Below are 10,064 nucleotides of genomic sequence, written 5' to 3'. Positions count from 1 at the left end.
CCAACGGATCTGGACGTACAGCCGATGCATTTGCGTCTACTGGAATGCCGTCTTCCCGGCTAAAGCCGGTCCCACAGTGGGACCGGCTTTAGCCGGGAAGGCGTCGGTTCAGACAATACTTCTGCGGCGCCTGGCGGTTGCCCCCAGGCATAGAATCTCCAACAAAATGTATTTCAATTCAGGGAATACGGGCGTTGTACGCACACCATCAAAACCCATTCAAGCCTTGCTGCGCTCCAGCTCAAGGCCAACGCCCAGCTGGCGCGACAGACTTGGCCAGCGCTTCCAGGCGGCTTCTGTATCCGGGCTGCTCAGGCGCTCGCGATAGGCTTCCACTGAATCCAGAGCGAAGCTGTCCTCATCCAGCAATTCATCCAGAGCGTGGTGAACCGCTTCATCCAGTTGGTTGGCGAAAGTCTCGCCGATCAGCTGATGGGCGATCACACTGGCGACCGTGGTATTGGACGGGATCAGCGGCTGGCCGAAGTGCTTGATGTACAGGTCATTCACTTCTTCCACCAGACGATGGGCCAGATAAGCCTCGTCCAGCAGGCTGTCCAGCCCCTCATGGCCCTGCATGATCGCGGGCGGCGTGGTGAAGAAGTGCTCGGCGATTTTCAGTACGGGTTTGATCTGCCCCTCGATACCCGCGTCGATAGACACTCCATGGGCCGCATCCAGCAGGTCCGGGACCAGATCGATGTACGCTGTCACGAAACGATTCAACACCCCTTTTGCATCAACCTCAGGAAGGTGGATGGCAGGATGCAGGTGCGGTAATTGAATTTCCAGTTGACGCAATAACTGGCCGGTACTGGCCTCATGTTGGTGGGCGTGTTGAATCTGCTCGCGCAAAGCGGCGGTGTTCATGAAGTCTCCTGACGGCGGTAAAACCAGGGGGTTATAGGGGAAGTCTTAAGGTAGCCTGCTTGAGACGCTCGCTAAGACGCATTTGTCATAACAGATTCACATTTATGTGGAATGGCTATTAAAAAGGGCTTTTCGGACAAAAATACGCATTTATTCAAACTTATTAACAATGCACATAGCCCACTCGGCGGTTTTTACCAGTGCGTTGCGTAGCTGATTCGCGTGGCTATACTCGCCATTGAAGGAAGCTGGCTGATGGCCGCAGCACAGAAAAAGTGTCTGATGCGGTCATGGTGTAGTTGACGTGGCAGCCGCTCCCTTGAAGCTTGACCGCTGGTGAAAACCCGCGGGACAACAAGAATAAAAGGGGAACCCGTGATGACGCGTCATCCACCAGTTTGGATGGGCCTCCTGTTGTGGTTGATATTCGGCCAGGCGCACGCCGCCTGGACAGTGAATATGGCGCCGGGAGCGACTGAAACCAGCAGTGCGATTTTCGATCTGCACATGACCATTTTCTGGATCTGTGTAGTGATCGGTGTCGTCGTTTTTGCCGCGATGTTCTGGTCGATCATTGTGCATCGGCGCTCAACCGGCCAGCAGGCCGCGCACTTCCACGAAAACACCAAAGTCGAAATCATGTGGACCATAGTGCCGCTGCTGATTCTGGTGGTCATGGCGATCCCGGCGACCAAAACCCTGATCAAGATGTACGACTCCAGTGAGTCTGATATCGATATCCAGATCACCGGCTACCAGTGGAAATGGCACTACAAGTACCTGGGCCAGGACGTCGAATTCTTCAGCAACCTGACCACCACGACCAATCAGATCCACAACCGCGACGACAAGGGCGAGCACTACTTGTTGGAGGTTGATGAGCCGTTGGTGCTGCCGGTGGGCGAGAAAGTGCGCTTTCTGGTGACCGGGGCCGACGTCATCCATTCCTGGTGGGTGCCAGCCTTTGCGGTGAAGCGCGACGCGATACCGGGGTTCGTCAACGAAGCCTGGACCCGCATCGAAAAGCCCGGCATCTATCGCGGCCAATGTACTGAGCTATGCGGCAAGGACCACGGGTTCATGCCCATTGTGGTCGAGGCCAAATCCAAGGCGGATTACGAGACCTGGCTGGCGGGCCGCAAGGAAGAAAGCGCCAAACTCAAGGAGCTGACCAGCAAGGACTGGACCCTCGAAGAACTGGTTGCCCGGGGCGACAAGGTTTATCACACCACGTGCGTGGCCTGCCATCAGGCGGAGGGCCAGGGCATGCCGCCGCTGTTCCCGGCGCTCAAGGGTTCGAAGATCGCCACCGGCCCCAAAGACGCCCACCTCAACATCGTTTTCAACGGCAAGGCCGGAACCGCCATGGCCGCGTTCGGCAAGCAACTGTCGGAAGTGGATATCGCGGCGGTAGTGACTTACGAACGCCATGCCTGGGGCAACAACACCAACGACATGGTCACGCCCAAGGATGTGCTGGCTTTGAAGCAGGCGCAGAAATGAATCAGTTGACGGTCGGCCACAAAGCTACCAGCCAGATTCTGGCAGGAGACAGATCATGAGTGCAGTCATCGACGACCATGGCCTCGCGGGCCATGACCATGCACATGGCCCCGCCAAGGGCTTGATGCGCTGGGTGTTGACCACCAATCACAAAGACATCGGCACGCTGTACTTGTGGTTCAGCTTCACCATGTTCTTGCTGGGCGGCTCATTCGCCATGGTGATTCGCGCCGAGCTGTTTCAGCCGGGACTGCAAATCGTCGAGCCGGCGTTCTTCAACCAGATGACCACCATGCATGGCCTGATCATGGTGTTCGGCGCGGTCATGCCTGCATTTGTCGGGCTGGCAAACTGGATGATCCCGTTGATGATCGGCGCGCCGGACATGGCGCTGCCGAGGATGAACAACTTCAGCTTCTGGCTGCTGCCCGCTGCCTTTATTCTGCTGGTCTCGACCCTGTTCACGGCGGGCGGTGGACCTAACTTCGGCTGGACGTTCTACGCCCCGCTGTCGACGACCTACGCACCTGAAAGCGTGACCTTCTTTATATTCGCAATCCATATGATGGGCATCAGCTCGATTATGGGCGCCATCAACGTCGTCGCAACGATCCTCAATCTGCGCGCACCCGGCATGACGTTGATGAAAATGCCGTTGTTCGTCTGGACCTGGCTGATCACCGCGTTCCTGTTGATTGCGGTGATGCCGGTGCTCGCCGGCTGCGTGACCATGATGCTGATGGACATTCATTTCGGTACCAGCTTCTTCAGTGCGGCGGGCGGCGGCGATCCGGTGTTGTTCCAGCATGTGTTCTGGTTCTTTGGCCATCCGGAGGTATACATCATGATCCTGCCGGCCTTCGGTGCCGTCAGCTCGATCATTCCGGCCTTCTCGCGCAAGCCTTTGTTCGGTTACACCTCCATGGTCTACGCCACGGCGAGCATTGCGTTCCTGTCGTTTCTGGTCTGGGCGCACCATATGTTCGTGGTGGGCATTCCGCTGGTGGGCGAGCTGTTCTTCATGTACGCCACCATGCTCATCGCCGTGCCGACCGGGGTAAAAGTGTTCAACTGGGTCAGCACCATGTGGCAAGGCTCGCTGACCTTCGAGACGCCGATGTTGTTTGCCGTGGCGTTCGTGATCCTGTTCAGCATCGGTGGATTCTCCGGCTTGATGCTGGCCATTGCGCCTGCGGACTTCCAGTATCAGGACACTTACTTCGTCGTCGCCCATTTCCACTATGTGCTGGTGCCTGGCGCTATTTTCGGGATTTTCGCTTCTGCCTATTACTGGCTGCCGAAATGGACCGGGCACATGTACGACGAAACCCTGGGCAAGCTGCACTTCTGGCTGTCTTTCGTCGGCATGAACATGGCGTTCTTCCCGATGCACTTCGTAGGACTGGCAGGCATGCCGCGTCGGGTGCCGGACTACAACCTGCAATTCGCCGACTTCAACATGGTGTCGTCGATCGGTGCATTCACCTTTGGCGCGACGCAGATTTTCTTCCTGTTCATCGTGATCAAGACCATTCGCGGCGGCGAGCCAGCTCCCGCCAAGCCATGGGATGGGGCTGAAGGCCTGGAGTGGAGCATCCCGTCACCCGCGCCGTATCACACCTTCACGACGCCGCCGGAGGTGAAATGACAGCTCTTATTGAGGTTCGTTGGAGCGAGGCTTGCCCGCGAAAGCGATGTGCCTGTTTCGAAATATTTTGGGGATGTACCAATCTATTCGCGGGCAAGTCGGAATCGCCGCCCGCTCGCTCCAACAGGTCCTGTTCCAGATGACCAATCCGAGCCCGAACCAACGCCTGGTCACTCGCCTGCTACTGATCGTGGTGGCGATGTTTGCGTTCGGTTTCGCGCTGGTGCCGCTGTACACCGTGATGTGCAAGGCGTTCGGCATCAATGGCAAGACCGGCGATGCGTATGAAGGCTCGCAAGTCATCGATCAAAGCCGCCGGGTGCGGGTGCAGTTTCTGTCGACCAATGCGGTGGACATGGTCTGGGGTTTTTATCCCAAGGCCGAGCAGCTGGAGGTTTATCCCGGAGCGGTCAACGAGATGCTGTTCATTGCCCAGAACCCAACCGACAAACCCATGACCGCGCAGGCGGTGCCGAGTATTTCACCAGGCGCAGCGGCGGTTTATTTCCACAAGACCGAATGTTTTTGCTTCACCCAGCAAGTGCTGCAACCGGGCCAGCGGATCGAAATGCCGGTGCGTTTCATTGTTGATCGCGACCTGCCCAAGGACGTGAAACACCTGACGCTGGCTTACACGCTGTTCGACATTACCGCTCGCCAACCCCCTGCCGCGCGTGTCGCGAACAATGGCGGTTAGCAAGGAGAAACATATGGCAGTGCATGAGCATTACTACGTCCCGGCGCAGAGCAAATGGCCGATCATCGCCACCTTCGGGTTGCTGACGACCATGTATGGCCTGGGCACCTGGTTCAACGACATGAAGGCCGCGCGCCCGGAATCTCACGGGCCGCTGATCTTCTTCGTCGGCGGATTGCTGATCGCCTACATGATGTTTGGCTGGTTCGGAACAGTGATCAAGGAAAGTCGCTCCGGCCTGTACAGCGCGCAGATGGACCGCTCGTTTCGCTGGGGCATGAGCTGGTTCATTTTTTCCGAGGTGATGTTCTTTGTCGCCTTCTTCGGTGCGCTGTTCTACATCCGTTACTGGTCCGGCCCGTGGCTGGGCGGCGAAGGCTCCAAGGCCATCGCGCACATGCTCTGGCCGAATTTCGAATACACCTGGCCGATGCTCAACACGCCGGACCCGAAACTGTATCCGGCGCCCAAGGGCATTATCGACCCGTGGCACTTGCCGTTGATCAATACGATCCTGCTGGTCAGCTCCAGCGTGACCATCACCATCGCCCACCACGCATTGAAAAAAGGCCATCGTGGCGCGCTGAAAATCTGGCTGGCAATCACCGTGCTGCTGGGCCTGAGCTTCCTGACCTTGCAAGCCGAAGAATATGTGCACGCCTATAAAGAGCTCGGCCTGACCCTGGGTTCGGGCATCTACGGCGCGACGTTTTTCATGCTCACCGGCTTTCACGGCGCACACGTCACCATCGGCACCATCATCCTGTTCGTGATGCTGATGAGGGTCCTGCGCGGGCATTTCGACGCCGAGCATCAATTCGGTTTCGAGGCAGCCAGCTGGTATTGGCACTTCGTGGACGTGGTGTGGATCGGGTTGTTTGTATTTGTGTATGTGCTTTAGAAGCGGCAAGCGGCAAGCTCAAAGCTTGAAGCTTGAAGCTGCCTCTTTCTACCACGTCACATGCGAAACCAGTCGGCCGCTGTAAAAGCCCCAGGTAATCAGTGCCAGGGTAATCGCGGCCAGGCTGACGCGGATGGTCAGTGCTTTCACCAGACGCGTCGAATGGCTGTCGTCCTTGACCAGAAAGAACAGGCCGCTGAACAGGCTGACAGTGGTGGCGAGAAACATCAGGACAATCGCCGCTTTGAGCATCAGGCAACTCCAGGAGCAAACGCGATGCAATGGAGTATAGGTGGGGACGCACAGTCAGGCCGGGCGCAGCGATGAAGCGTTTTGCGCCAGGCCTGCTGCCGACGTTGGTGGTGTTCACCTTGCTGCCGTGCCTGATCGCGCTCGGCTTCTGGCAACTGGGTCGCGGCGAAGAAAAACGCGTGATACTCGCCCACTATGCCGAGCGCCGTGCAGCAGAATCGGTGCCGATCGAACAATTAGTAACCAGCATCGATCCGGCCTATCGCCGTGTGCAGCTGCGCGGACGCTTCGACCCGGAACACAGTCTGTTGCTCGACAACAGCACCCGGGAAGGCAAGGTCGGCGTCGAGCTGCTCCAGCCCTTTCAGGATCAGGCCAGCGGGCTGTGGATACTGCTCAATCGCGGCTGGCTGCCATGGCCTGATCGCCGTACGCCGCCACAGTTTCAGACGCCGATTCAGATGCTCGATGTGCAGGCCTGGGTTTACGTGGCTCCCGGCGCCACCTTTCAGTTGCACGCAGATACGGCCAACGCGCCGTGGCCGCGACTGGTCACGGCGGTGGATGCGGGCAAGCTCTGGGCGGAACTGGGCCGCGACGGTTTTCCCCAGGAATTGCGCATGGCGTCGGAGCTGGGCGCCTACCGACTGGACTGGCCGCTGGTCGCGATGGGGCCGGAAAAACATCTGGGCTATGCCGTGCAGTGGTTTGCGTTGGCGACTGCGCTAACCGGCCTTTATCTGTACCTGGGCTGGCACACCGCGCAGAGCAACAACAAACACAACAACAATAACAACGCCAAGGAGGACAACCATGGGAACGGTCATGAACCCCACCAGCACGTCTGAGTCACGCCCGCCGCTGAACCGTCGCAAGGGCCGTTGGCAGCTGATCCTGGTATTGCTGGTGGCTATCGGCCCAATGATCCTCGCCACCAGCATGTACAAATTCAAGTTCTGGGTGCCGGAAAACCGCAGCTTCCACGGCGAAATGATCGGCAACGGTCAAAGCCGCGCCGACCTCGGTGTACAGGCCGACGAGTCGCGCTGGCAGCTGTTGGTCAGCGCACCCAAGACGTGTGAAGCCCAATGCCAGCATCTGGTGTATCTGGCCCGGCAGGTTCAGATCGGCCTGGGGCGCGACGCGTCTCGCGCCAGTCACGCGTTGGCCGCAGCCCAACCGCTGGACGCCGACTACACCGCCAGACTGACCCGGGAATACCCGCAATTGCAGCGCTATCCGCTGGAGCTGCCGCGTTATCAAAAAACCGCGCCTGGCATCGAGGTGCCACAACTCTGGATCGTCGATCCCCACGGCAACCTTGTGCTGCGCTACGGCGTGGACGTGAATGGTAAGGACTTGCTCAACGATCTGCGCCAGCTGCTGAAACTGTCGAATATCGGATAGGGGGTCGTCATGACCAAGCCCGGATTTCGTCTCGCCCTGCTTGCCACGCTGCTGGCGCTGTTCGTGGTGTTACTCGGCGCCTACACGCGGCTGACCCATGCCGGGCTGGGTTGCCCTGACTGGCCGGGTTGTTATGGCTTCATCAGCGTGCCGGCCAGCGAGGCGCAGCTGGCCCACGCCGAGCTGCATTACCCGGACACGCCGGTCCATGCCGAAAAAGGCTGGAACGAAATGACCCATCGTTATTTCGCCGGAGGACTGGCGCTGCTGATTCTGCTCTTGGCGGCGCAAGCCTGGCAGCGGCGGCATATCGCGGAGCAACCGCTGAAACTGCCATTGGTGCTGCTGGGCGTGGTATTGGCCCAGGCGGCATTCGGCATGTGGACGGTGACACTCAAACTCTGGCCGCAAGTGGTCACGGCACATTTACTGGGCGGCGTCGCAACCCTGAGCTTGCTGTTTCTGCTGACGGTGCGCCTGAGTGGCGCTTTTCCGATCCAGCCGCAACTGCCGGTGCGCCTGCGCCGTATGGCGGCCATCGGTATCTTGCTGGTGACTGTGCAAATTGCCTTGGGTGGCTGGGTCAGTTCCAACTATGCGGCGATGGCCTGCACCGATCTGCCGACCTGTCAGGGCCAATGGTGGCCAGATGCGGATTTCGCCAATGGCTTTCACCTGACGCAACACATCGGCCCGAATTATCTGGGCGGCAAGCTCGACAGCGAAGCCCGCACCGCGATTCACCTGACTCACCGCGTTGGTGCGTTGCTGGTGACCTTCTCCCTCCTCGCCCTGGCATGGCAACTGAGGAAAGCCGGTTTCAAGGGTATGGCGACGCTGTTGCTGCTGGCACTGGGCGTGCAGATTGGCCTGGGCATCAGCAATGTGCTTTTTCATCTGCCGCTGGCGGTTGCCGTCGCGCATAACGCAGGCGGCGCGGCGCTGATGCTGAGCATGGTGCTGATTAACTTTCGGGTTCGGGTAGTCGTTCGGGTGCCGGAACGCAGCGAGCATGCCGTTCGTGGGAGCAAGCTTGCTTGCGAAAACTATGTCAGCAGCGCGGATAGTCTGCCGAATGTACCTGTCACTTCGCGAGCAAGCTCGCTCCCACAAGGGTCATAACGCTCATGACCACACTCACCCACGCCCACCACAACCAGGCGCTCTGGCGCGACTATCTGGAGCTGACCAAGCCCAAGGTCGTGGTGCTGATGCTGATTACCTCGCTGGTGGGCATGTTTCTCGCGACTCGCGCGGGCGTGCCCTGGGCGGTGCTGGTGTTTGGCAATCTGGGCATCGCCTGTTGCGCCGGTGGCGCGGCAGTGGTCAATCATGTGGTGGATCGGCGGATTGACGCGCTGATGGCCCGCACCCACAAACGACCGATTGCCGTGGGCCGTGTGTCGCCACGCGCCGCGCTGACGTTCGCGCTGATCCTGGCGCTGGGCGGCCAGGCGCTGCTGCTGGCCTTCACCAATCAACTCACGGCCTGGCTGACGCTGGCCTCGTTGTTGGGTTACGCGGTGATTTACACCGGTTTCCTCAAGCGTGCGACGCCGCAGAACATTGTCATCGGCGGGCTGGCCGGTGCTGCGCCACCTTTACTGGGCTGGGTCGCAGTGACCGGACATGTCAGCGCCGAACCGCTGCTGCTGATGCTGATCATCTTCGCCTGGACGCCACCGCATTTCTGGGCGCTGGCGATTCATCGCAAGGAGGAATACGCCAAGGCCGACATTCCGATGCTGCCGGTCACCCACGGCGAGCACTACACCAAAGTGCATATCCTGTTCTACACGCTGATCTTGCTGGCGGTCAGCCTGCTGCCGTATGTCATCCAGATGAGTGGTTTGTTGTATCTGCTCTGCGCCCTGGGACTTGGCGCGCGCTTCCTGCAATGGACCTGGGTGTTGTACCGTGGCGCTCGGCCGCACGCGGCGATGAATACCTTCAAGTACTCGATCTACTACTTGTTCCTGCTGTTCATCGCGCTGCTCGTAGACCACTACTTACTGTTGACCCTATGACTCGAACCCAGAAGACCGTTTTTATCCTCGCTGCCATCGTTGCCTTGATTCTCGGCCTGACCGTCAACCGCGTGCTCTCGGGCAAGGGCCAGGGCGACCAGACTGCACTGATCGACGCCGGGGTCATCCTGCTGCCGCAAAGCCGCAACCTGCCTGACCTGAAGATGACCAATCAGGATGGTCAGCCAGTGGTCGTCAGCGAGTTGAAGGACAAGTGGACGGTGCTGTTTTTCGGTTACACCTTCTGCCCGGACATTTGCCCGACCACCCTCGCCCAGCTGCGGCAGATCAAGAGCGAACTGCCCAAGGATGTGCCGGCCAACCTGCGGGTGGTGCTGATCAGCGTCGATCCGAACCGCGACACGCCGGCGCAGCTCAAGCAATACCTGGGATATTTCGACAAGGAATTCATTGGCCTGACGGCGTCCGTTGCGGACATCCAGAAACTGGCCAACGCGGTGAGCATTCCGTTCATACCCGCCGACACCAGCAAACCGAACTACACCGTGGATCACAGTGGCAACCTGGCGCTGCTTGGCCCGGACGGCACGCAACGCGGGTTCATTCGTGCGCCGTTGAACAACCAGAAGCTGGTGGCGCAATTGCCGGGGTTGTTGCAGCGCAAATAACCCCAGCCCCCGTAATTGGATGGACTCGCCCAAGCCGAGGCGTCTGTAGCGCCACGGTGGCATTCTTAAGAAGCCAACGACAGCGAGGGCGAGTCCATGAAAAAGCATACGACCAAACGTAACTCCCTGT

Annotated in this window: 11 protein-coding genes; 9 read left to right on the top strand and 2 right to left on the bottom strand. The window is 59.1% G+C overall.

The features are described from left to right. Positions 1 to 219 precede the first annotated feature (219 nt). Positions 220 to 870, bottom strand: coding sequence for a hypothetical protein (locus ACP7E4_RS29990; RefSeq protein WP_426119841.1), 651 nt, complete (start codon positions 868 to 870; stop codon positions 220 to 222). A gap of 378 nt (positions 871 to 1,248) precedes the next feature. Here ACP7E4_RS29990 and coxB point away from each other — a divergent pair, with 378 nt between their 5' ends. The 4 genes from coxB (at position 1,249) to ACP7E4_RS29970 (ending at position 5,619) form a co-directional block, all read left to right on the top strand. Continuing rightward, the gene (gene coxB, locus ACP7E4_RS29985) at positions 1,249 to 2,373 is read left to right on the top strand and encodes a cytochrome c oxidase subunit II (RefSeq protein WP_426119840.1); all 1,125 of its coding nucleotides are present in this window, start codon (positions 1,249 to 1,251) and stop codon (positions 2,371 to 2,373) included. A 55-nt stretch (positions 2,374 to 2,428) separates the two neighbouring features. Then, on the top strand, positions 2,429 to 4,021 hold the full coding sequence (gene ctaD / locus ACP7E4_RS29980; RefSeq protein WP_426119839.1) for a cytochrome c oxidase subunit I: 1,593 nt from the start codon (positions 2,429 to 2,431) through the stop codon (positions 4,019 to 4,021). Positions 4,022 to 4,160: 139 nt separating this feature from the next. Continuing rightward, positions 4,161 to 4,718: a cytochrome c oxidase assembly protein gene (locus tag ACP7E4_RS29975; protein ID WP_426119843.1), complete on the top strand. Its 558-nt coding sequence runs from the start codon at positions 4,161 to 4,163 to the stop codon at positions 4,716 to 4,718. Positions 4,719 to 4,731: 13 nt separating this feature from the next. Beyond that, positions 4,732 to 5,619: a cytochrome c oxidase subunit 3 gene (locus tag ACP7E4_RS29970; protein ID WP_426119838.1), complete on the top strand. Its 888-nt coding sequence runs from the start codon at positions 4,732 to 4,734 to the stop codon at positions 5,617 to 5,619. A gap of 48 nt (positions 5,620 to 5,667) precedes the next feature. Here the strand turns inward: ACP7E4_RS29970 and ACP7E4_RS29965 are convergent, their stop codons facing one another. Continuing rightward, positions 5,668 to 5,871, bottom strand: a complete 204-nt coding sequence (locus ACP7E4_RS29965) for a twin transmembrane helix small protein (RefSeq protein WP_426119837.1) — start codon at positions 5,869 to 5,871, stop codon at positions 5,668 to 5,670. A 71-nt stretch (positions 5,872 to 5,942) separates the two neighbouring features. Between ACP7E4_RS29965 and ACP7E4_RS29960 the strand changes: the two genes are divergently transcribed. The 5 genes from ACP7E4_RS29960 to ACP7E4_RS29940 are packed head-to-tail and all read left to right on the top strand — an operon-like array spanning position 5,943 to position 9,934. Beyond that, positions 5,943 to 6,719, top strand: a complete 777-nt coding sequence (locus tag ACP7E4_RS29960) for an SURF1 family protein (protein WP_426119835.1) — start codon at positions 5,943 to 5,945, stop codon at positions 6,717 to 6,719. Beyond that, entirely contained in the window at positions 6,685 to 7,278 is a 594-nt protein-coding gene (locus tag ACP7E4_RS29955; RefSeq protein WP_426119834.1) for a hypothetical protein, read from the top strand. Before ACP7E4_RS29960 ends, ACP7E4_RS29955 begins: the two co-directional genes overlap by 35 nt. Before the next feature lie 9 nt (positions 7,279 to 7,287). After that, a complete protein-coding gene (locus tag ACP7E4_RS29950) occupies positions 7,288 to 8,400 on the top strand; it encodes a COX15/CtaA family protein (protein WP_426119832.1) in 1,113 nt (370 codons plus the stop codon). Positions 8,401 to 8,405: 5 nt separating this feature from the next. Further along, complete coding sequence (cyoE, locus tag ACP7E4_RS29945) at positions 8,406 to 9,305, top strand: heme o synthase (protein ID WP_426119831.1); 900 nt, start codon at positions 8,406 to 8,408, stop codon at positions 9,303 to 9,305. Then, entirely contained in the window at positions 9,302 to 9,934 is a 633-nt protein-coding gene (locus tag ACP7E4_RS29940) for an SCO family protein (RefSeq protein ID WP_426119829.1), read from the top strand. Before cyoE ends, ACP7E4_RS29940 begins: the two co-directional genes overlap by 4 nt. The last annotated feature ends 130 nt before the right edge of the window (positions 9,935 to 10,064 follow it).

It is taken from the genome of Pseudomonas sp. DSP3-2-3 (genome assembly GCF_049898225.1).
Lineage (GTDB): Bacteria > Pseudomonadota > Gammaproteobacteria > Pseudomonadales > Pseudomonadaceae > Aquipseudomonas.
This window is presented reverse-complemented; position numbering and strand designations above follow the sequence as displayed.